The 22901-nt window shown below is 41.7% G+C and carries 23 protein-coding genes and 1 other annotated feature (1 of these 24 running past the window's edge); of the genes, 15 read left to right on the forward strand and 8 right to left on the reverse strand.

All coding sequences use genetic code 11. From position 1 onward, the window contains the following. Nucleotides 1-509 precede the first annotated feature (509 nt). On the forward strand, nt 510-1916 hold the full coding sequence (locus tag A6749_RS24030; protein ID WP_066398073.1) for a M28 family peptidase: 1407 nt from the start codon (nt 510-512) through the stop codon (nt 1914-1916). A gap of 124 nt (nt 1917-2040) precedes the next feature. After that, complete coding sequence (locus tag A6749_RS24035) at nt 2041-3447, forward strand: M28 family peptidase (protein WP_066398075.1); 1407 nt, start codon at nt 2041-2043, stop codon at nt 3445-3447. Between the two features lie 73 nt (nt 3448-3520). Here the strand turns inward: A6749_RS24035 and A6749_RS24040 are convergent, their stop codons facing one another. Together A6749_RS24040 and A6749_RS24045 are read right to left on the reverse strand one after the other, a co-directional pair. After that, entirely contained in the window at nt 3521-4165 is a 645-nt protein-coding gene (locus A6749_RS24040) for a GGDEF domain-containing protein (protein ID WP_066398087.1), read from the reverse strand. A gap of 14 nt (nt 4166-4179) precedes the next feature. After that, nucleotides 4180-5103: an HD-GYP domain-containing protein gene (locus tag A6749_RS24045; RefSeq protein WP_066398094.1), complete on the reverse strand. Its 924-nt coding sequence runs from the start codon at nt 5101-5103 to the stop codon at nt 4180-4182. Between the two features lie 225 nt (nt 5104-5328). Between A6749_RS24045 and A6749_RS24050 the strand changes: the two genes are divergently transcribed. The 3 genes from A6749_RS24050 to A6749_RS24060 all read left to right on the forward strand — a co-directional run bounded on the left by A6749_RS24050 (nt 5329) and on the right by A6749_RS24060 (nt 9072). After that, nucleotides 5329-5622 (forward strand): HesB/YadR/YfhF family protein, encoded by a 294-nt coding sequence (locus tag A6749_RS24050; protein WP_066398096.1) that lies wholly within the window; start codon nt 5329-5331, stop codon nt 5620-5622. Between the two features lie 214 nt (nt 5623-5836). Next, a complete protein-coding gene (locus A6749_RS24055) occupies nt 5837-7183 on the forward strand; it encodes a glycosyltransferase family 2 protein (RefSeq protein ID WP_066398108.1) in 1347 nt (448 codons plus the stop codon). A gap of 185 nt (nt 7184-7368) precedes the next feature. Further along, a complete protein-coding gene (locus A6749_RS24060) occupies nt 7369-9072 on the forward strand; it encodes a Na/Pi cotransporter family protein (protein WP_084797962.1) in 1704 nt (567 codons plus the stop codon). A 37-nt stretch (nt 9073-9109) separates the two neighbouring features. Here A6749_RS24060 and A6749_RS24065 read toward each other — a convergent pair whose 3' ends face one another. Continuing rightward, on the reverse strand, nt 9110-9502 hold the full coding sequence (locus tag A6749_RS24065) for a C40 family peptidase (RefSeq protein WP_084797963.1): 393 nt from the start codon (nt 9500-9502) through the stop codon (nt 9110-9112). Nucleotides 9503-9669: 167 nt separating this feature from the next. On the opposite strand from A6749_RS24065, the gene A6749_RS24070 reads away from it, so the two are divergent. Beyond that, nucleotides 9670-10545 carry a proline iminopeptidase-family hydrolase gene (locus A6749_RS24070; protein WP_180321144.1) on the forward strand — a complete coding sequence of 292 codons (876 nt, stop codon included), beginning with the start codon at nt 9670-9672 and terminating at the stop codon, nt 10543-10545. A gap of 105 nt (nt 10546-10650) precedes the next feature. Here the strand turns inward: A6749_RS24070 and A6749_RS28480 are convergent, their stop codons facing one another. Continuing rightward, entirely contained in the window at nt 10651-10794 is a 144-nt protein-coding gene (locus A6749_RS28480) for a hypothetical protein (RefSeq protein WP_161487166.1), read from the reverse strand. A 186-nt stretch (nt 10795-10980) separates the two neighbouring features. Here A6749_RS28480 and A6749_RS24075 point away from each other — a divergent pair, with 186 nt between their 5' ends. Beyond that, nucleotides 10981-12306: an MDR family MFS transporter gene (locus A6749_RS24075; protein WP_066398123.1), complete on the forward strand. Its 1326-nt coding sequence runs from the start codon at nt 10981-10983 to the stop codon at nt 12304-12306. An 86-nt stretch (nt 12307-12392) separates the two neighbouring features. On the opposite strand, the gene A6749_RS24080 is transcribed toward A6749_RS24075, so the two are convergent. The 3 genes from A6749_RS24080 to A6749_RS24090 are packed head-to-tail and all read right to left on the reverse strand — an operon-like array spanning nt 12393 to nt 16049. Then, complete coding sequence (locus tag A6749_RS24080; RefSeq protein ID WP_066398130.1) at nt 12393-13427, reverse strand: ABC transporter ATP-binding protein; 1035 nt, start codon at nt 13425-13427, stop codon at nt 12393-12395. Next, a complete protein-coding gene (locus A6749_RS24085) occupies nt 13408-14991 on the reverse strand; it encodes an ABC transporter permease (protein ID WP_066398139.1) in 1584 nt (527 codons plus the stop codon). Before A6749_RS24085 ends, A6749_RS24080 begins: the two co-directional genes overlap by 20 nt. Beyond that, entirely contained in the window at nt 14991-16049 is a 1059-nt protein-coding gene (locus A6749_RS24090; protein ID WP_236719721.1) for an extracellular solute-binding protein, read from the reverse strand. The genes A6749_RS24085 and A6749_RS24090 overlap by 1 nt, the downstream gene beginning before the upstream one ends. Nucleotides 16050-16352: 303 nt before the next feature. Here A6749_RS24090 and A6749_RS24095 point away from each other — a divergent pair, with 303 nt between their 5' ends. From A6749_RS24095 to A6749_RS24125, 7 genes are all read left to right on the forward strand, one after another. Beyond that, nucleotides 16353-17138, forward strand: a complete 786-nt coding sequence (locus A6749_RS24095; RefSeq protein ID WP_066398142.1) for an ABC transporter ATP-binding protein — start codon at nt 16353-16355, stop codon at nt 17136-17138. Continuing rightward, nucleotides 17122-17883: an ABC transporter permease gene (locus A6749_RS24100; protein WP_066398144.1), complete on the forward strand. Its 762-nt coding sequence runs from the start codon at nt 17122-17124 to the stop codon at nt 17881-17883. Before A6749_RS24095 ends, A6749_RS24100 begins: the two co-directional genes overlap by 17 nt. A gap of 30 nt (nt 17884-17913) precedes the next feature. Continuing rightward, nucleotides 17914-18915, forward strand: a complete 1002-nt coding sequence (locus A6749_RS24105; protein ID WP_066398156.1) for an ABC transporter substrate-binding protein — start codon at nt 17914-17916, stop codon at nt 18913-18915. A gap of 183 nt (nt 18916-19098) precedes the next feature. Then, a complete protein-coding gene (locus tag A6749_RS24110) occupies nt 19099-19677 on the forward strand; it encodes an SCO family protein (protein ID WP_066398158.1) in 579 nt (192 codons plus the stop codon). Between the two features lie 71 nt (nt 19678-19748). After that, on the forward strand, nt 19749-20294 hold the full coding sequence (locus A6749_RS24115) for a sigma-70 family RNA polymerase sigma factor (protein ID WP_066398160.1): 546 nt from the start codon (nt 19749-19751) through the stop codon (nt 20292-20294). Nucleotide 20295: 1 nt separating this feature from the next. Further along, nucleotides 20296-20940: a helix-turn-helix domain-containing protein gene (locus tag A6749_RS24120; protein WP_066398162.1), complete on the forward strand. Its 645-nt coding sequence runs from the start codon at nt 20296-20298 to the stop codon at nt 20938-20940. 154 nt (nt 20941-21094) lie between these two features. After that, the gene (locus A6749_RS24125; protein WP_066398163.1) at nt 21095-21490 is read left to right on the forward strand and encodes a GNAT family N-acetyltransferase; all 396 of its coding nucleotides are present in this window, start codon (nt 21095-21097) and stop codon (nt 21488-21490) included. A 31-nt stretch (nt 21491-21521) separates the two neighbouring features. On the opposite strand, the gene A6749_RS24130 is transcribed toward A6749_RS24125, so the two are convergent. Next, entirely contained in the window at nt 21522-22034 is a 513-nt protein-coding gene (locus A6749_RS24130; protein WP_066398164.1) for a gamma carbonic anhydrase family protein, read from the reverse strand. A 162-nt stretch (nt 22035-22196) separates the two neighbouring features. Between A6749_RS24130 and A6749_RS28485 the strand changes: the two genes are divergently transcribed. After that, the gene (locus A6749_RS28485) at nt 22197-22355 is read left to right on the forward strand and encodes a hypothetical protein (RefSeq protein WP_161487167.1); all 159 of its coding nucleotides are present in this window, start codon (nt 22197-22199) and stop codon (nt 22353-22355) included. 397 nt (nt 22356-22752) lie between these two features. Then, nucleotides 22753-22901, forward strand: a binding site (T-box leader) (it continues 102 nt past the right edge of the window).

Below are 22901 nucleotides of genomic sequence, written 5' to 3' on the forward strand. Positions count from 1 at the left end.
AGGCAGATGCAAGTAGTATCTGCTTTTTTGTTTGTAAAGAATAAGCGAAATGGAATATTGAGCGAACAGGAAGAGGAGAGGGTCAACTGTCAAAAGTGAGGGTGATTTTACCCAAGGATGGATATGAAGAGTTGGTAATGGTCAAAATAAACGGCTGATTTTGCCCGGGAAGAGGAAGGAAGTGGTTCGACCGGTCAAAATGATAGACGGGTTCTGTCTAAGAAAGCCGATATAAAGCCTCTAGTTCTAAAATACATCAAGTTCTTTTTCATCGAGCCGCTTCTACCCAAGTTTTACACCTTCAACTAAGCACAATTACCTATTTTTAATCGAAAATTCTACCTTTTTCAACAAATGGAATAATAGTTTCCACTATCGAGATAGTAAAAAAGATATAATATCGGTAGAATGCCGTCATTTTTTGTCTAACTCTTAAAGTTTACGAAACTAGGAATATCACCGATAATCAACTGAGAACGCTTACAATTAATAAGAATAGGAGTGGTTAAATGGCGAAGAAAAAAGTAATCTCGGCATTATTAACGGCGGGGCTGGTGTTAAGTGTAAATGGAGCATATGCCCAGGGACCAGTAAGTGGAGCACCAAATCAGAATGCAGCATCAGCATTCGACAACAAAATCATCAAGAAAATTAACGCAGACAATATGTACAACACTGTTGCTTACTTATCAGAGGTACCCCGTCAAGCAGGGACACCTGGTGAGCTAAGAGGGGTTCAGTACATAGAGGGCAAGTTTAAGGAGTATGGCTATGAAACTGAAATCCAGCCTTTCAAAATCTACTCTGCTATTCGAAACAATGTTAGCGGCTTACTAGAAGTTGGTGGACAAGACCTAAAACCTTATGTAATGACAGGATCCTATAGTGGTGATGTAACAGCAGAAGTGGTCAATGTGGGCCTCGCAAAAGCTGGTACGGTGCCTGACTCCGTAAAAGGGAAAATTGCCCTAATTGAACGCGGCGATATTACTTTCGTTGAAAAAATCCAAAACGTATTCGATAAAGGTGCAGTCGGTGTAATCATGTACAACAACACCGGGACATCAAATGGATTTGGACAAGCAGCTTACGGACAAAACATTCCTGCTGTTTCAATTACAAGAGCCCAAGGTTTGGCATTAGTAGACCAAGTAAAAAATGGCCCGGTAACAGCACATATTAAAGTAACCGGTTCCGGTATGGAAGAAAAAACTTCTTACAACGTCATTGCCAAAATGAAACCGAACAAAAACAAAGATACCGGCCAAGTAGTCATGATCGGCGCTCACCATGATTCCGTTCCAAACGGCCCTGGCGCCAATGACGATGCCTCTGGGGTTTCAGCAGTATTAGAGCTTGCTAGAGTAATGGCCAATATGCCAATTGATACAGAACTGCGCTTCGTCACTTTCGGATCTGAGGAGTTGGGTCTATTAGGCTCCTATCATTATGCTGGAACATTAAGCGATGAGGAAGCTGATAAAATCGTCGCTCACTTCCAAATGGACATGATCGGAAGTAAAGATGCCGGTGGCGATAACAAAGCAAACGGGTTGATTATGTACACAATTGATGGCAAGAAAAACCTAGTGACGGACCTTGCTTCTGCGGCAGGTGCTAGAACTGCTTTAGGTGAAATTGTTCCTTATGGCCAGCTAGGACGAAGTGACCACCAGCCATTCCATGAGCTTGGCATTCCAGCAGCCTTATTCATTCACTCACCGCTTGAGCCATGGTATCACACACCTGCAGATACGATTGACAAAATCGATAAGCAAAAATTACAAGAAACAGCTGAAATTGTTGGAGCATCAGTCTATCAAATTGCTCGTCCAGATACTCCAGCATTAGAACATTCACGAGTAGCTCCACAACCGGTTGATTATGATTTCGAAAATCGCCCGCCTGGTGCTTAATTAAGTTGAGATGTAACAATTCAGGTGCTTTTCCTGCTGAAACTACTAGTGTTCAGCTTTGGAAAGGCACCTAGTTTTTAAGATGACTATATTCTAAATGGTAGAATAGGAGGAGGTTTATTTAATGAAAAAGAAACAAGTTTTATCAGCTTTATTAACGGCAGGGCTGGTTTTAAGCGCTAACGGTGTTTCAGCTCAGGGACCAAACAATGTACAAAACACCCCTAACATCAACTCAATATCAGCATTTGACAACAAGATTATTAAAAAAATTAGTGCAGATAACATGTATAATACGATTAAGTTATTATCTGAGCAGCCACGTGTGGCAGGTACTGATGGCGAGCTTAAGGCGGTCCATTACATACAAAGCCAGTTTGAGCAATACGGCTATGAGACTGAGATACAACCGTTTAAAATTTATGACTCCGTCCGAAATAATGTAAGTGGAGCTTTAACTATTAACGGACAAGACCTTAAGCCATATGTATTTACCGGATCCTACAGTGCTGAAGTAACTGCAGAAGTAATCGATGTAGGCAAAGCACTTCCCGGTACGGTGCCTGACACCGTAAAAGGCAAAATTGCCTTGATTGAACGAGGTGATAATCCTTTTGTAGATAAAATTAAAAATGTAATCGAAAAGGGTGCGGTTGGGGTTATTATGTACAACAATTCTGGCACATCTAACGCGTTTGGTTCAGCAGATCCTGGTCAAAATATTCCTGCTGTCGCCATTACAAGAGCGCAAGGCTTAGACTTAGTTGGGCAATTAAAATCCGGAACGATCTCTGCTCAATTGAAAGTATCAGGCTCTGGATTTGTCGAAAAAACCTCCTATAACGTCATTGCCAAAATGAAACCAAACAAAAACAAGGACACCGGCCAAGTCGTTATGGTGAGTGCCCATCATGACTCGATACCGGGAGGTCCTGGTGCCAATGACGATGCCTCTGGGGTATCCGCTGTCCTAGAGCTTGCTAGAGTAATGGCCCAGATGCCGATTGATACAGAACTGCGTTTCGTTACATTCGGTGCTGAAGAAAAAGGATTGTTAGGATCCTATCATTATGCTAGGTCATTAAGCGAGACGGAAGCGGATCGAATCGTAGGTCAATTCCAAATCGAAATGATTGGAAGTAAGGATTCTGGCGGGGATCATAACGCCAACGGACTGATTATGTATACCGTTGACGGAAATAAAAATATCGTTACCGATCTTGGTGCAGCAGCTGGAGCTAGAACTGCTGTGAAAGAAATCCTAACGTATGGAAAGGTAGGACGGAGCGACCACCAGCCGTTCCACGAAATTGGCGTTCCAGCGGCCGTATTCTGTCATGCACCTCTAGAGCAGTGGTATCATACCCCACAAGATACGATTGATAAAATTGACAAAAATAAGCTGCAGGAAGCAGCCGAAGTGATTGGTGCAGCCGTGTATCAAATTGCCCGCCCAGATACACCAGCGTTAGAACATTCACGAGTTGCTCCAAAGCCGGTTGATTATGATTTTGAGAATCGTCCATTATAATCAATAAATCAAGAAAGGTGCTTTTTCCGCCGACTTAAATTCTGCAGGAAAAAGCACCTTCTTATATTCAACCTCACTCCGCCATGTGGCGAATCTTCATATTATACATTTTTTTATCAGCCATGCGCAGTAAGGCATCGAGTGAGGTTCCTTCATTTGGATAAATGGCCGATCCGACTGAAATGCTGAGTTCAACTCCCGGGAAAGGGATTTTTTTCAGGTTTGAGTGGATACGATCCGTCATTCCATCCAGATTTTCGCTGTTCTTGATATTGGAACAAAAGAGAATGAACTCGTCACCGCCCCAGCGGGCAACCAAATCTGATTTTCTTACATTTTTTACCAATACATCAGCAAGAAGCTTTAATAATTCATCTCCCGTTTGATGCCCAAATCGATCGTTAATGGTTTTGAAATGATCTACATCAATCAGCAGCACGGCTACATTTTGTTGGTTCCGTTCCGCGATGGACGTTATTTTTGCAAAAAACGGCTCGATAATTCTTCTATTATAAACCTTGGTAAGAGTATCTTTCTCGGAGTAATACTTGGCTTTATCGTATTGTTTTCCAAAAAACCAGGCAATTGTGAGCATTACAGGTAATCCGCCAATTTCCATCCAGCTTACATAACCATCCCGATGATAATAAAATAAGATATAAAAGGAATTACAACATAAAAGGAGAAGGGACGTTAACACTCTACCAGTCTTTTTCATATTTTAGACAGTCCTTATACTATATTTCTATTACATTGATTATTTCGATCAAAGAGGCTGAGGAAGACATCGGTGATTTCCGGGTCAAATTGCAACCCTTTATTTTTTTCTATTTCTACTAAAGTACTTTCTAAATCAATTTCATTCCGATATACACGCTTGGAGGTCATGGCGTCGAACGTGTCAGCAATTGCAATAATCCGAGCGCCCAGCGGAATCTGATCTCCCTTTAACCCAAATGGATATCCTTTACCATCATATCTTTCATGGTGGTGAAGAACAATCTCTAAAATACCATTTTCAATAAAATCGGAAACATGTTTAATCATATCATATCCAATCACCGGATGCCTCTTGATCACGCTGTATTCTTCATTCGTCAGCTTGCCTGGTTTTAATAAAATATCTTCGGAAATGCCAATTTTGCCAATATCGTGCAGCAGCCCTCCTTTGTGAATCACATCAATTTCTTTATCTGATAAGTGCATTTTTCGAGCAATTTCGACTGCATAACGGGAAACATTATTCGAATGATAGGATGTGTAAGTATCTCTAGAATCAAGTGCCTTCGAAAGGGCAAGGATTAACTCTAAATTGTCGTCTTTTATTTTTTGAGTACTGCGCATGATTCCAACAGAAATAGCCATAGTAATCAAATAGGTTAATTCAAGTAAGAGGACAGCGGACAAATGCCATTGATTTTTGTCCATTAACAGCCTTAAAGTGACGATAAATGTCGTGCTAACGATTAAAAACCAAGAGGTTCGATTGTAAAAACCAATACCAAAGAATATCGTCGCAATAATAAAAAAAGAAAATAATTGATCCTGTTTAATTTGAAGAACGAAAAGTAGTATGTTGAATGCCATCACAAAATAAAATCCACAGCGGAAATAGACGGGATTATTCAACCAGTTAATAAACGTTTTGGTGTTCATTCCTATTCCCTCCAGAGTGTGATGCCTTTCGCTAGAATATGCCAAGTGTATTCTACTATAAATTAAGGGTAACCAAATCAATTTTTTGTTTAAAGTCGAAAATTTGACAAAAACCGATGCGAGCAGACAAATTTCTGTTGACCTGGACTTGGATGCTTGATAAACAATTACACAATTGCTTATGATAGTATTAAAAGTAATTTGGAAGCTAAAGGTGAGAAGTGTATGAAAATTAACATTAGTGAGCAGGCTTTACGTTGGTTTAAGGAAGAGGTCGGACTAAGCGATGGAGGGAAAATTAAGTTTTATTCACAAATATATGGCTGCAGCCCCGTGCAAGAAAATTATTCGCTTGCATTTACGGTTGATAACGAGCCGCTCGATATGGAGGTAAGTACAGAAATAGACGGGATTACCTTTTACGTGGAAGGTTCTGATGTATGGTTCTTCAACGGCCATGATTTGCATGTCGATTATAATGAAAAGAAAGATGAATTGGAATATCGTTATACCAAATAAACTTTAGATGACTTCGGCGCTGACCGGGGCATCTTTTTTGTTTGGATCAAACTGTTCTTTTTCTCTAGAGCGATGGAAAATTACACTATTTATGAACTTTTTGTGGAAATTATATTTCTTAATAGAAGTGAGATAAAAAATAATATAAAATAAGTGAAAATATGAAGTATTGCTGGAGTGCAGGTATTTTTATTTTATTTCAGGAGGAAATCCATTGAATCTAGCAAATCCTACTCCTTTAAATCCTACACCTTTACAAAAACGTCGGTATCTGCCTGTCTTATGGAAATTTTGGCTTAGTCATGGAATTTCACTGGGGTGGATGATTTTCTCCATCATCATTTCAATTCCTTGGGTGAAGGAATTGGGGGAAATTGTTACACTGCCAGCAGCCATTGCGATTATAACAGGGATTGCCTATATACCCGGCTACTTAAATGCCTTTTTGGTGGTAAGTTTACTGTTTGACCGGCAGCCGGCTTTTAAAACAACGGCCCCCACAGACCCGATCAGCATCTTAATCGCCTGCCGAAATGAGGAACAGGGAATAGCTGCGACCTTAAAACAAATTGCCAAGCAAGATTATCAGGGCGATCTCTATATTTATGTCATAGATAACAATTCAACAGATGCTACGGCCCAGGTTGCCAAAAAATTAGGGGAAGAATTAGGGCTTAATGTCCGCATTCTGTTTGCCAAAAAGCCAGGGAAAAACAACGCCTTAAACAAAGGACTCCAATTTGTTGAAACGAAACATGTGATTACACTGGACGCTGATACATTGCTACACCCGCAGGCCATCCGCCGGTTAATGAGCCGCATGAACTCTGCACCGAATAATGTATGTTCCGTGGCCGGTGCTATTTTAGTTCGGAACAGCCGGGAAAACTGGCTGGCAAAGATTCAAGAATGGGATTATTTTTTAGGAATCGCCTCGATCAAACGGCTTCAGGGGTTGTACCAGGGAACGCTGGTGGCACAAGGTGCGTACAGCCTGTATTTAACAGATGTTGTGAAGGAAGTCGGAGGCTGGCCGGATGCAATTGGCGAAGATATTGTTCTTACATGGGCTTTTTTAGAAAAAAACTACAAAGTCTATTTTGAGCCAACTGCGATTGCCTTTACAGATGTACCGACGGGCTTTATTCATTTTGCAAGGCAGCGAAGCCGCTGGGCTAGGGGCATGATTGAAGCCTTGAAACGGGTTAAGCCGTGGCAGCAGCCAATGGTGTTTACCCGCTATTTGACAGGTTCTAATTTGGTTATGCCGTATCTGGACTTTGTGTACACCTTTGTTTGGATACCTGGACTTATATTAAGCTTATTCGGAATTTTTTGGATTGTCGGGCCGCATACACTATTAGTACTGCCGCTTACTCTGCTAACCAATTATATTTTATATCGCTACCAAAAAGGCGTATTTTCCGAACTAGGATTGCGCATCCGAAGGAATATCGGCGGATTTTTCCTATATGTCCTGTGTTATCAAATGATAATGGCCCCCGTGTCAGTATGGGGTTATCTTCAGGAATTTATGAGACTGCGAAGAATTTGGAAATAGTAGATTGATAGATTTAACGCCTAGTCGAAATTACTAGGCGTTTTCATTTCTGGAAAATATCACTTCAATTGTTAAGAGATTGTAAATTTAATGTTAAGTTCTTCCTGAACCGGTTTACGTGGCTTGGACAATCGAATATCTTAGTAGTGTATGGACAAAGATTGTCGAAATAAGGGGTTGATTTTTTGAGTTTCAATGTCCAAGAGATGATCTTCACTTTTATTGGCGGGCTGGGGATCTTTCTTTTCGGTATAAAGTTTATGGGGGACGGTCTGCAAAAATCGGCTGGAGATCGACTGCGAGACATACTCGATCGGTTTACATCCAATCCGTTGAAGGGTGTACTGGCGGGGATGTTTGTAACGGTGTTAATCCAATCTAGTTCCGGTACGACTGCGTTAACGGTCGGACTCGTAAGCGCCGGCTTCATGACGCTGAGACAGGCAATTGGTGTGATTATGGGAGCGAACATCGGCACTACTGTAACCGCCTTCATTATTGGAATTAAGATTGATGAATACTCTTTGCCGATAATTGCTATTGGTGCTGGGCTGCTGTTCTTCTTTAAAAATCAAAAGGTGCAATCATTCGGCCAAATTGTCTTTGGCTTTGGTGCCTTATTCTTTGGGCTAAAGTTAATGAGCCAAGGAATGAAACCGTTGCGCTCGTTAGAAATGTTTCAAGATTTAACTTTAAGCATGAGTGATAATCCACTGCTTGGGGTCATTGTTGGTACAGTGTTTACTCTGATTGTTCAAAGCTCGAGTGCCACAATTGGTATATTACAAGAGTTGTTTGCCCAGGATGCGATTCAATTAAATGCCGCACTGCCAGTGTTATTTGGTGATAATATTGGAACGACCATTACCGCGGTACTGGCAAGTATTGGGACTTCTATTGCGGCAAGGCGGGCAGCACTTGTTCACGTATTGTTCAATGTGATTGGTACGATTATTTTTATGATCTTCCTTATTCCCTATACCAAATTTATTGGCTTGCTACAGCATTCAATGGGATTAAATCCGGAGATGACGATTGCGTTTGCGCACGGAACGTTTAACGTGACGAATACGATTATTCAATTTCCGTTTATTGCCGTACTGGCATGGATTGTGACAAAAGTAGTGCGCGGCGAAGATCAGGCGATAGACTTTAAGCCGATGCATTTGAATCCTATTTTTATAGAGAATTCCCCATCACTTGCATTAGGGCAGGCAAAGGAAGAAGTAGTGCGTATGGCCGAGCTATCCTTATCTGGCTTACACGAGGCCAGTGCTTATTTCCATACGAGGCAAAAAAAGCATGCCGACACAGCTATTCAATTAGAAAAAGTAATTGATAATTTAGACAAGCAGATTACCAATTATCTTGTGGAAATTTCAGCGAAGCCGCTTCCAGGAGCGATTTCACAGAAACATGAAATTCTTCTTGATTCTGTCCGCGGGATTGAACGAATTGGCGATCATGTGGAAAACATAGTAGAGGCGATTGACTATCAAATTCGTAATCGGGTAGCAATTTCGGATGAGGCTGTAGGCGAATTAAATGAAATGATAACACTCGTTATTTCTACCTTAACCGATGCCATCAGCGCTTTGAAAACTTTTGATGTTGATTTGGCTCGGCAGGTGATTACAAAAGAGCAGCAGATCGATATGATGGAACGTCAGCTGCGAAAGAATCATATTGTCCGTCTTAATCAGCGAATTTGTGATGGGGAAGGCGGGGTAACGTTTACCGAAATTATCAGTAATCTTGAGAGAATTGGTGATCATTCCGCCAATATCGCCGAGGCTGTCATCGGAGAGGAACTATTGCATCATGGAAAAACTTCGAACGGAAAAATCCGCATTCATTTACAAAGCGGTCCAATTGAAAATGAAGTATAGTTTTGGTAATCCCCGAAATCTGTTTTTCGGGGATTTTTTAATAGATTCTTTTAGCACCGACCAACATTTTCTTCCAATAGGAGTTAAGTTTAGATATTTTCACCATTTTCCCTTTTGGAAAGGTGTGCAGGATTTGACCATGTCCAAGGTAAAGCGCCACATGGCCAATTTTCTCAAGGCCTCGTTTAAATTTTCTGCTTTGGGTAGTGAAAAATAGTAAATCTCCTTTTTTAATTTTATGAAAAGGTATAGATTTGCCTGCTAGAAATTGTTGGCGTGAATTCCTTGGGAGCGGTACACCATTGACTGTGAAAATATATTGCATGAAGGAACTGCAATCAAAAAACTTTGTTTGAAACGACGGGGCATTGAACACATAAGGTTTCCCGAGCTGTTTAAGTCCTGTTTGAATGATTTTATTAATCAACATGTTTCCTCCACAAAAAGTTCATCATAATCTAGCATATTGATCCTAACAGGAAATGCTTGTATAAAAAGAATAGGATATCGTACAATTTTTACAATGCGCGGTGTCAGGCACCATGTGAATTTTTCACATGGTGCCTGACACCGAGTGGTTAGAAGGGAGAAATGAAAATGTATAAAGAAGGTTTTGTTGAGGTAACTGGCGGCAGGGTTTGGTATCAGAGATTTGATGAGGGGGCGGCTGGTACACCTTTGATAGTGCTCCATGGGGGGCCGGGATCTTCTAGTTATTCGCTGCAGGGGTTAAAAGAGTTAGCAAAGGATCGTCCGGTAATTTTATATGATCAGTTAGGCTGTGGGCGTTCAGAAAGGCCGACAGATGTATCACTGTGGCATGTTGACCGTTTTGTGGAGGAACTTAGGCAGATTCGTGCGGCCCTTAACCTCGACGAAGTACATATTCTTGGACATTCTTGGGGAACGACGCTCGCGGCGGCGTATTGCCTTTCAGAACCAAAGCCCAATGGTGTGAAAAGTGTTATTTACTCAAGCCCATGTTTAAGTGCGCCTTTATGGGAGCAGGACCAACGCCGAAATTTAAAGAAGCTGCCGTTGGATGTACAGGAAACGATTAAACGCTGTGAGGAAAACGGGACAACCGATTCACCGGAATTTCAAGCTGCCATTGAAGTCTTTAGTAAACATTTCGTCAATCGATTAGAGAAAAATCCGGAATGGCTGGAAAATAGACCACGCGACTACCGGAATCCCGAAGTGTATAACATCATGTGGGGACCATCTGAATTCACCGTAAAAGGTAATTTAAAGACTTTTGACTGCACTGCGAGGCTGAAGGAAATAACTTGCCCAACACTCTATACCTGCGGCCGTTATGATGAAGCGACACCGGAAACAACTGAATATTACAGCAGTCTGACGCCGAACTCCAAATTCCATGTGTATGAGAACAGCGCCCATATGCCGTATGTAGAAGAGGAGAGGGAATACATACAGGTAGTCGGCGATTTCTTAAAATCGGCAGGATAATCGGCAAAACCCAACACTTTAAGATTAACGTGTTGGGTTTTACTTCTTTATCGGGGACAAAACCCGCCTAAAAAATAAAGTCTATAAAATAACGACATAAATGCGTTAAGTAAGTTGATTATCATTTTGCTGGTCGTTTTGTTGAATCATATCTTTCACATCTTGTGTAATCTTATCAAGGGTTTGATTCACCCGGTTCATAATTTCCTCGTTATTTACACTGTTTTCCTGATTCATATCTTTTTCCATTTCCTCACCTCCGATTTTTAGAGTTTGTTAAATTAGCCCAATTTATTACTGGAAAAGAGGAAATAAGTTAATTTCTCACTATATTTCCCTATAAAAAGTATTAGATAATCGAATTGGAATTTTGCTATAATGGGAAAGATGCAAAAAAAGGAATTCATCATTAGGGGTTTTACACAGGAGGTTATTATGGGGAAAAATAAGTACGTATTCTGGGGGTTGGTCATTACCACTCTCATTTCGGCACTCGATGCCAATATCATGCAAACGGCAAGCCCGACGATTGTCAAGCAGCTCGGCGGCATGCAATTGTTCGCCTGGATTTTCGTCGTGTATATGTTGGCAAGCACCGTCACCGTACCGTTGTACGGGAAATTATCGGATATGTACGGACGGAAAAAGTTATTAATAATTGCGGTCGGTATTTTTACACTTGGTTCGATCCTTTGCGGCATGGCCAATTCCATGGTTACATTAGTCATTTATCGAGGGATACAAGGCCTTGGAGCAGGCGGGATGATTCCACTTTCGATGATAATTGTCGGTGATTTATTTACAATTGAAAAGCGCGGAAAAATTCAAGCTGTATTCAGCTCTATATGGGCATTATCATCGATTGTTGGACCAGTATTAGGTTCTTTTTTTGTGGAAGCATTAACTTGGAGATGGATCTTCTTTATAAACATCCCGATTGGTATTGCCACAGTGCTTTGTCTGATTCCATATAAAGAACAGGTTCAATTTAAAAAGACGTATATTGATTATAAAGGGTTTTTCTTATTTGGAATCGCCATTACGCTGCTGCTACTCGCAACAAATGTCAGTAATCCGTTATGGTATGCTGCAGCCGGCCTAGTTGTTCTGCTTATTTTTATTCTAGTCGAACGGAGGGAAAGCTACCCATTTCTGCCGGTATCGTTGTTTAAAAATAAGGGGATTTTCCGAACAAATCTGTTCATGCTTGTTTACTGTGTTTCATTTTTTGGGACATCGAACTTTATTCCGTTGTTCCTGCAAGAAGGGAACAACATGAGTATTTACAAAAGCGGGCTGATCCTTTTAAGTATTGCAGTCGGCTGGATGTTCGGCAGTACGCCGGCAGGAAATTGGATAATCCGCTTTGGGTATAAAAAATTATTTATTATCGGCAGTTTCATTACCGTATTTTCAGGATTAGCGCTTTATATTTTTGTCCAGGATATTTCTTATGCTTCATTATTCATGATTCTTACCGTGCAAGGTTTTTCATTCGGATTATTGTTTGCGGTAGGGACGATTGCTTCCCAGGAGTTTGCTGATGCAGATATTAAAGGGATCTCAACATCGCTGCAAATGTTTTTGCGGAACATTGGGACATCTATCGGGGTAACCATTATGGGAGTTTTAATCAATCAGGCAGCAAATGTGGTGATCGGCATGCAAAACGTATTCCTGTTTGCTCTAATTTTTAGTATTATCACCGTGATCCTTAGCTTTTTGATTCCGGCAAAAACACCAGCCGCCCAAGCAATCTAATCAATTCGCGAATAGTTTTTTATAAAATAATTATGTAAACCAGAAACAACAACTAAAAAAGGCGCCATCACTTTTGGCGCCTTTTTTCAATAAACCATAACATTTCCATTTACCTGAAGCCCCACAATATCTCCAGTTTTCACTTGCGGTTTGCCGAGTACGCGGATGGATACTTGGCATGAGTTTTCATGATCTCCAATTTGTAAATGAACCAGTGAGTCATGGCCAAAGTAGGTTGTCTTAATGACTTCTGCCGAAATGCCGCTATTTCTTTCGCCTAATGTGAGCTGTTCCGGGCGAATCATCACGGTAGCATTTCTGCCATCCGAATGGATTGCCTGATGAATGACCGGGAGCGACCCAAGAGGACATTCCACACAATCCCCGTTTAAACAACCATCAACCAATACTGTGTCCCCAACAAATGTCGCCACCTTTAAATCTTTCGGTGTGGTATAAATATCATCCGGTTCAGCAAATTGGACGATCTCACCATTTCTCATCACCGCAATTACGTCTGCCATTGACAAGGCTTCCTCCTGATCATGGGTAACCATAATGGAAGTGGCATTTGTTTTTTCTAATGCAAGCCGAATATCATCACGCAGTTTCGCCCGTAAGCCGGTATCAAGAGCGCTAAAGGGTTCATCCAGCAAGATGAGCGATGGGGCAGGGGCGAGTGCTCTGGCAAGCGCCACCCGCTGCTGCTGGCCGCCGGATAATTCATGCGGCATTCTTTTTTCAAAACCTTCCATCCCAACGAGAGCGAGCATTTCACGGACACGTTCATTCCGTTTTAGTCCCCGTGGCAGTCCGAATGCGATATTTTGGGCAACCGATAGATGCGGGAATAAAGCACCTTCCTGCGGCACATAACCGATCCGGCGTTTTTCAGGGGCTAGGTAAACCCGGTTGGAGAAGACGGTTTCGCCCCCAATTTCAATCGTGCCTTCATTTGGTATCTCAAATCCGGCTATGCTGCGTAATAATGTTGTTTTGCCGCATCCAGATGGTCCTAACACCGCCAGCATTTGTCCTGGTTGTAACTCGAAACTGACATCTGTCAGTGCCTTCACAGAATTATATGATTTAGACAGATTTTTAATCGATATTGACTTCATGCTTCTTCCTCCTTGTGCCTGAAAACGAACGCATGGTTAAGATGTAAACCGGTAGACTTGAAATGATGATTAGCAGCGCTGCATAAGGGGCAGCCGCAGCGAACTCCGCGTTTGTAGTATGCTGCCAAATTTTAATTGCTAGTGTATCTACTCCGGTGGGTCTTAATAAAAGAGTTGCCGTTAATTCGTTCATAATTTTTAGAAAGACAAGGGCCATTCCTGCGCCGATGCCGGGAATAATCAAAGGAAAAGTTACCGTGAAAAATACATTCAGCGGCCGTTTTCCAAGAGTTCGCGCCACTTCCTCGATTCGTTCAGGAGCCTGTTCATAGGATGCCCGAATGGAAGATTGGGCGAGCGGTACAAATAAAACTACGTAAGCAATCATTAATAACACAGTTGTTTGATAGATCGGATTGGCATAGCGAACCGCAAAGAATACTAATGTTAATCCGGTCACCAATCCCGGCAGACTATGAATGATATAAGGGACACGTTCCGCCGCGACGGATAAAAGACCTCGATAGCGAATCGACAGCATCACTAGCGGCAGGGCAATCAATGCTGTTAAAATCGAACCGCCAAACCCGTATGATAGGGTGGTCACTAATGTTGAACCTAATTCTCCGATGGGGAACGCGGCGGATGTACCATAAAACAGCCAGTAACCCAGCCTGCCGAGCGGAATCCCAACAGCGATGACTGTTAGCAGAGTAAAACCAAGTAAGGCAAACGGTGCGGTACCTTTTAAGGTGATCCGCCTTTGGGTGCGGGAGACACCACTTCCGACCGCAGTATATTTGGCTTTACCACGGATGTAAAGTTCAAGCCCGATAAATATCAAACATAAAAATAACAGAACGGTTGTTAACATGGCTGCTGAAGCGCTATTAAAGACCAGTTGATATTGATCGTAAATGGCCGTTGTAAATGTGTCGAAGCGGAGCAATGATAATGCTCCGAATTCGGCTAATGTATGAAGCGCAATTAACAGTGCTCCGCCAAATAAAGCAGGTCGGAGATGCGGAAAGGTAACCCGCCAAAATGTTTTCCACGGGCCATATCCCAATGATTGGGCGACCTCCTCCAATGACGGGTCCATCCCGCGAAGCGCCGCTGCTACCGGTAAATGAATGAGCGGGTAGCTATAGATGGTTAACACCAAAAATGCACCGAAGAATCCTTCAAAAACAGAACTCAATGATACCCAGCTATAACTGCTGACAAAGGCAGGAACCGCAAACGGAATCGTAACGAGCACGTTCCACAGCCTCCGACCCCACAGATTGGTTCTTTCAATAAACCATGCTGTTGCTACCCCAATAATCATTGATGCAATTGTAACAGATAGGTCAAGCAAAAAAGTATTTTTTAAAAGTTCATATACTCTCGGTCGAAAAATTAATTGAATGGCTGTCTCCGGACCGGCTTCATAGGCTCGGATAAAAATATATAAGAGGGGGAGACCGGCGATAAAAATAAATAAAAAAACAGGTAAAAGGAGCAACAGCGAAGGTCTTTTTCGCTGCGGCTCCTTTCCTTTTCGTATATCTTTTAATTGCATTACAAAAGACCTACCTCTTGAATGAGTTCAATTGCTTGCTGGCCGTCTGAATACTCTCCTAAATCAAGAGCTCCTTCTGGCGGAGTAAGTTCAGAAAAAGGTTTTAGTCCTTTTGCTTCTGCTTTCGGGTTTAATGGATACTGGGCGCTCACATCCGTTAAGACTTGCTGTCCTTCGGCACTTGTTGCATATTCCATGAATTGCTGTGCTTCTTTTTTGTGGCTGCTGGCTTTGACAATGGCTGCCCCAGATAATGAAATCATATCACCAATGTCCCCATTACCGAAGTAATAAAGTTTAGAATTCATGTTATCTGCGCCTTTTTCTTTTGCTTCTAAATCCCAGTAATAGTTGTTGATCAGTGCAGCTGCAACTTCGCCTTTTTCAACTGCATCTAAAGCCATTTTGTTCTTTTTATAAACTTTTCCGTATTTTTTTAACCCTTCGAGCCATTTTTTAGCTTTCTCTTTACCATCCAATTTCATCATTGCTGCAACCTGGAGTGTGAAGGCGCCGCTTGTGGGCACAAATGCGACACGATCCTTCCATTCTGGGGCGGCAAAGTCATAAACGGTCTTTGGTAAATCGTTTTCGGCAACCACTTTCGGATTGTACGCAACAACGCGTGAACGAGAGATTAACCCAGTCCAGGTTCCGTTTGCATCACGATACTTAGGTTCAATTTGATCTAGAGCTTTGCTGTCAATTTTCTCGAGTAATCCTTTTTCGCTTAACATCACAAGAGGACCGGTTTCCTCGGTGAAGATGATGTCAGCTGGTGATTTCTTTCCTTCTTCGGCAATCTGATGAGCTAGTTCACTGCTAGAGCCTTCTCGAGAGACCACCTTAATTCCTGTTTTTTCTTCAAAAGCTTTTGCTAAGGCATTTGTTGTTTCTTCGTGCTGGCCGCTATAGATGGTGATCTGCTTGGTTTCATTTTTTGCTGGTTCCTTCGCAGCGTTATCCTTAGCAGTATCTCCACATGCAGCAAGCGCTCCAACCAACATAACAGACGCTGCCGTTAACGAAAACTTCTTCATATATGTATGGACCTTCATTTTCTATTTCCTCCTTAGATGTGTTGGGGAGTGGTAGTGAACCTTCCCGATAACTATTAATCTTTTAATAATGAGAATCATTTTCATTTATGAGTATAACGGAACTTCTCAAACTAGTCAACACTAATTGCGAAAAATTCTCAATTAGTTTTTTAAGGTAGGTGTCAGGCACCAAAATGACACCCAAAACATAATTTTTAGAAAAATGATTGACATTAGGCTGATTAGATTTATAATATATTTTAATTAACATTATTCCGATTAAATTAATGCGAATTATAGGTGAAGTGGGTGAGGGTGAAAATGTTTCTTCAAATTCGGGATGTAAATAAGCAATTTGTGAATCAAAATGCGGCAAGTACAGTACTTTCTGATATTAATCTTGACATAAAAGAGGGGGAGTTTGTTTCCATTCTTGGGCCCTCTGGGTGTGGAAAGTCGACATTGCTTTCGATTGTTGCCGGATTGACTAAGACCACAAGCGGAGAGATTTTACTGAATGGGCAGCAAATTACAAAGCCGGGAAAGGACCGGGGGATGGTTTTCCAACAAGCGGCACTGTTTCCGTGGATGACGGTAGAAGAGAATGTGATGTTTCCTCTTCGTAAAGAAATGAAAAAGAAGGAAGCAAGAGAGGTGGCACATCAGTATTTACAAATGGTGCAATTGAGTAATTATACGAAGCATTCCCCTCATGAGCTTTCTGGTGGGATGCAGCAGCGGGTAGCAATTGCAAGAGCACTGTCGATGAATCCAAAGGTTCTGCTAATGGATGAACCGTTTGGTGCACTGGATGAACAGACCCGCTCTAGGCTTCATCATGAATTAGAGAAAATTTGGCTGGAGACGAAAAAGACGATTCTGTTTGTAACCCACAGTATTAGTGAATCTATCAAACTTTCGGACCGAATCGTCGTAATGGGGACCCGGCCAGGTATCGTCCTTGAGGATATACAAGTCCGGATTCCTAGACCGAGAGCGCAGCACCCGCAGATGACTGCCAAATTAGAGGAGAGAATAATGGGGCTCCTGCAGACTGAGATTGATAAAGTGGTGAAAGAGGAATTAGCATATGCGGCCAACAATTAAACGGATTATTTTTGTCGTACTGATTTTAGCCGGATGGCAAGGGGCTGTGAGAATCTTTGGAGTCTCTCCGGCACTCATGCCGGCACCAACAGATGTGTTCGATGCCCTTGTGACAGGTTTTGCTGATAAAACATTAATCTATGATATTATTGCAAGTTTCCGCAGGCTGGCAATTGGCCTGGTGATTGCGATTGTTCTCGGCGTAGGTCTAGGCATTCTTTTAGCGAAAAATAAAACAGCCGATGAAACGCTTGGAACTTTGATTTTGGCACTTCAAAGCGTGCCGAGTATCGTATGGCTGCCAATTGCCATTATGTGGTTTGGTTTAAACGAAAAAGCTGTAACGTTTATTGTCATTCTTGGGGCAACCTTGGTCATGACGATTAACATGAGAATTGGCATTAAAAATGTGTCGCCTCTTTATATTAAGGCAGCACAAACAATGGGTTCGAGAGGCTGGGATTTGTTTATAAAAATTATTTTTCCAGCCTCGGTTCCTTATGCCGTCACCGGGGCAAGGCTAGGCTGGGCATTTGCTTGGCGGGCGCTAATGGCCGGTGAGATTTTAAGCACTGGTCCTGGTCTTGGTTATACTCTGAAATATGCCTCTGATTTCGGCAATATGAAGCTCGTAATCGGGATTATGATCATCATCGGTGTCATCGGCACAATTGTCGATATCGTACTCTTCCAGCGAGTGGAACGTAATGTTTTACGACGCTGGGGCCTAGAAACAAATAATTAAGATGTTTTTTTAAAGGGGAGAAATTAGGAGATGAAAAAGAAATTAACTATCATGGGCTCAGCTATTGTACTGGCAGCGGGGCTTTTAGCTGGCTGCGGCAGTTCGGAAAGCGCCGGCTCTAGTCAAAAAGAGAAAACAGTAGTCATTGGCTACTTCCCGAACATTGACCACGCACCAGCGATGGTAGCGAAGGAAAAAGGCTACTATGAAAAAGAATTGGGTAAGGGTGTGAAGGTTGAATACAAAACCTTCCCGGACGGCGGTGCGTTTATGACGGCCCTAAAAACTGGGGATATTGATGCTGGTTTAGTTGGACCAGGCCCAGTGATGAACAATTTTACAAATGGTGCTGATGTGAAAATTTTAGCGGGAGCGTCCTCCGGTGGTACCGCTATCGTTGCCAGCAAAAAAAGCGGTATCAATTCTGTAGAAGATTTCAATGGAAAAACGTTCATTACGCCTGGCGTTGGCTGTACACATGACGTACAGATGGAAACTTTTTTACAAGATTATGGCATCTCATCAGCAAGAATTGGCGGTACGTTGAAGCATGTAACAGGAAACCCGGCGCAATATGCCAACATGTTTGGGTCTGGTAAAGTGGATCTAGCGGCTGTTCCCGAGCCTTGGGCTTCTCAATTAGTCAAACAGGTTGGGGCAAAAGTGATTGTTGACAGCTCCAAAATCTCTTATGGTCAAACATTACCAAACACGATTCTAGTGTCTAGCGGCAAGAAAATTAAAGAGGACAAAGATGTTATTGCTAAAATTGTAAAAGCGCAGGAAGAAGCGATTGCATTTATTGAAAAGAACCCTGAAGAAGCTAAAGAAATTACGGTTAAAGCCATTAAAGATATCACCAAGCAGGAGCTTGATAAAGATGTAATCGATCAAGCATGGAAAAATATCCATTTCACGTCCGATGTTAACGAAGAAGTCATTCAACAGTTTGCCAATTCTTCGGTTGAGCTAAAATTCCTAAAAGAAAAGCCTGATTTTGCGGCTTTAATTGATACACAGTTTATAAAATAATTACAAATTTGTTGAGTATGTGATATTTATCTGCGGGTCTTTGCGATATATCCGCGATTTTGCGGAATATATCTGCGACTTTCCGCAATATATCTGCAAAATATTTTTTAAAGTCGAAGCTAAATAGAAAAGCAGGGTGCTGAGTCAATGCTCAGCACTTTTTTGCTAGAGAGGATGTTTAAAATGAAAAAAGTCATACTCCTGCTTATTTGTCTAGGCCTTTTAAGCGCATGTTCAAACAACGAACAGAAAGAGAAAGTGGTTTTTCCATTAAATATGCAAATATCGAAGTTTGAAGGTGTTAATCAGGACAACAAGCCAATTAATCTAGCAACATTAAAAGGGAAGGTGTGGATTGCTGATTTTGTGTTTACCAATTGCGATACAGTTTGCTCGCCCATGACGGCCAATATGGCAGAACTTCAGAAGAAACTGGCATTGGAAGGAGTAAAGGCACAGCTCGTTTCGTTCAGCATTGACCCGGACCATGACAAGCCGATTATCTTAAAACAATATGCTGGCGGAGTCGGGGCTGATTTTTCAAACTGGAATCTCATCACCGGGTATAAGCAGGAGTTTATTGAGAGCTTTGCCAATAAATCCTTTATGGCCCCGGCCGCAAAATTAGAAGGTTCCAATCAATTTGTGCACAGCACGAATTTTTATCTAGTTAATCAACAAGGGGTTGTTGTGCAAAAGTATGAGGGGGTCTCCAATCCGCCCTATGAACAGATCATAAAAGATATTTTATATTTACAATAATTTTTGCAAAATTTGAAACCATCTATCCGTTACAATCGTTATAGGGGTGCAGAACTAAAGGTGGTGATGGTATGGGAGGGCAAAACGAAAACCGGGCCGAGCTTAGGACTTCAATTGAGTACCGGGACGAATGGCTCGAATGGTTCATGAATGAATATGGTGAGAGACTCACCAAACTTGCTCACGGCTATGTGAAGGACTGGGGAATAGCGCAGGATGTCGTACAAGATGTGTTTGTTATTTGTTATCGGCAATACAATCAAGCAATAAATGTGGAATTCCTTAAAGCGTGGGTATACAGGATTACGATTAACCGCTGCAAAGATGTGTTGAAAAGTTCTTTTATTAAACGGATTCTATTAAACAATCATATTTCTAAAATAGATCATGACTCGTCGCCGGAAAGGGAACTGCTGGCGAGGGATGAAAAGGAACAGCTTGCCCAGTTTGTCCTTAAGCTGCCATTAAAATATAGAGAAGTGATTATTCTATGTTATTACGAAGAACTCTCCGTAACGGAAATTGCCGCGCTTTTAGACCTTAATCAAAATACGGTTAAGACGAGGTTAAAGCGGGGCAGGGAACTGTTAAAAAAAAGCTGGGAAGGGAGCGAATAAGATGGAGGAGAAGCTACGTAATCTTCGGCAGGCAATGGATGATACGGTTTTTTCAGGAACCTATTTCACAGAGCAGCAAAAAAGGAACATCAGAGCAGCGGCAAAAAAGCCGATAAAAAGCGGGGATTGGTTTCCAAAGCTTTTGACTGTTATCGTTTCAATGTGTTTCCTGCTATTTATTGGAAATTTGGGTTTAGCTGCTTGGCAGGAACGGTATGGATCAAATTCAGCAGAAACACAAAACTGGGAAGTAAGCCATGTATTTACGGTACCAAAGCCAGGGCCTGACGGGAAAGACGTGCAATATGGCCTATGGGGCGTCAAAGGTAAGTGGGCGATCCTTGACGGTCCAGTCCTTGCAGGCGAAAAGAACAAAGAGCTGGTCCATATTTGGGGTGCATCTCACGAAGAAACCGTACAAGGTTTTGGAAAAATGGTGAAAATCATTGGAACCAGCAAACAGGACGGTACAAAGGTAACTGCATTTGAAGGTTCAATCGGAATCCCAAACAGTTATTATGTCAAACCGCCTTATGAATACGCAGAGGCCGTTGGTTATTTAATTCTTCCGTCAAAGGGGATATGGAAACTGGATTGTTATGTGGAAGACAAATTCCATGGCACGATTGTAATCGAGGTCCAATAAAAAAGGGGTTTTTGCCTAAAGTCATCAATACGAATCCATTCATATACTGATGGCAAATAACCTCGAGGTGAGTGAATGGACATCAAGATCTCCAAGTCAAGCATGAAGGAAGCTGGGTCTTTGGTAAAAATTCAAACGGACATTTAAGGAGGATTTGAAAAAGTATAAGGATTATGATTCAAGCCCAGCGGCAGAATCACTTGATTTTTTCAAGTATCGAATGGAAAATTCCCTTCATTACACCATCTTTGTTGATAGAGAAATGGCCGGCGGTATCTGTCTGGTGAAAGTGTCAGATGCCCATTATTATCTGTTTCGTATCTTTTTAAGGCCGAAATATCAGAACAAGGGATTGGGGACAAAAATTCTTTCAAAAATAGAAAAGCAATTCCCAAGAGTAAGAAAATGGAGTCTTGACACACCTAGGGATAATGAACGAAATCGTCATGTATACGAAAAATTTGGCTATAAAAAAACTGGAGAGTTGAAAGTAAATGAGATTTTGACGCTAATAAAATATGAAAAAAAGATAAAACGTCAACCACCCTAAAGAAAGCAGGGTGGTTTTTGGATGATGATATTTATTTCAAAATCTCTCTATATTCCTTGCCCTTTTGGACATAAGATTCGCTTGACATCTGCAGCATTTGCAGGTCTTTGTCTGTCAGTTCACGGACAACTTTTCCAGGAGAACCGAGCACAAGTGAGCGCGGGGGGATTTTGATGCCGCCTGCAAGTAAGGTGTTGGCACCGATGATACATTCTTCACCGACTTCCACATTATCTAAGAGCGTTGAACCCATCCCAATAATGGAACGCTTGCCTACTTTGCAGCCGTGCAAAACCACATTATGGCCAATTGTTACATCATCTTCAATAATGACAGGGAACCCTTCGTATAAATGAAGCGTGGAATTATCCTGAATACTGCATCTTTCACCGATAATAATCGGGCCGTCATCACCGCGGATAACAGCGTTAAACCAAACGGTCGATTCCTTACCAATTTGTACATCGCCAATTACATAAGCACCTGGAGCCACAAACACCGATTCATGGACAGAAGGAGATTTCCCCTTGTATGGAATAATCATCATAACTCGCTCCTTTAAAATTCTGAATTCATTCACTGTTTGTAATTATATCAAAATTGCTTGTGTCAGGCACCAATAAAAAACCCATCCCGGGAAAGTGGGTTCCCTAGATGGATTTTCGTTAGCATAACTTAAATTAACAACACGGATTATACATTGGCATTGGTTGGCAACAAGGGTTTTGAATTGGCATTGGACAGCAGCAAGGATTTGGCATTGGCATTGGACAGCAAGGATTCAGCATTGGCGGCGGACAACAAGGGTCGTACATTGGGTAACAACAAGGGTCATACATTGGATAGCTGCAATCTTGAACCATAGGGTAATAGGCTTGCGGTGCAGCTTGAGGGGCTATATAGGGCATAGTAGGCATGACGTTCGTTGGCATAACGTTTGTCGGCATCACCGGCTGGTTTGGCATTACATTAGCACCCTTATATGGCTGATTGGTTAGGACAACAGAACTGGGGTATTTCTTTTTTTCCACACTGATCTCTCCTCATCAATAAATTCAAGATAGTGTATGTGACCATAGGGGAGTGTGTATAGACGTTTCCCTATGGTCAAAAGTACTCTGATTTTTCATCATTTTATTTAAACAATAGGTTATTCTAATTGAATTAAAAATGTAAGCGCTTTATTAATTATCTAAAAATAGTAAATAGTCAAAAAATATTGACATGTAAATTTTTCAGTGGTAACCTAATAAAAAATTAATCATGAATCGATGAAGAGAAGAGTAGGGTAGTTGCAAGTCTAAAGAGAGTCGGCGGTTGGTGGGAGCCGATGACGGAACTATTTGAAGATCATCTCTGAGATGCATAGCTGAACACAAACAAGTAAGCTATGCCGGGTGAGTCCGCCGTT

This window comes from Neobacillus mesonae, from assembly GCF_001636315.1.
Classification (GTDB): domain Bacteria; phylum Bacillota; class Bacilli; order Bacillales; family Cytobacillaceae; genus Neobacillus; species Neobacillus mesonae.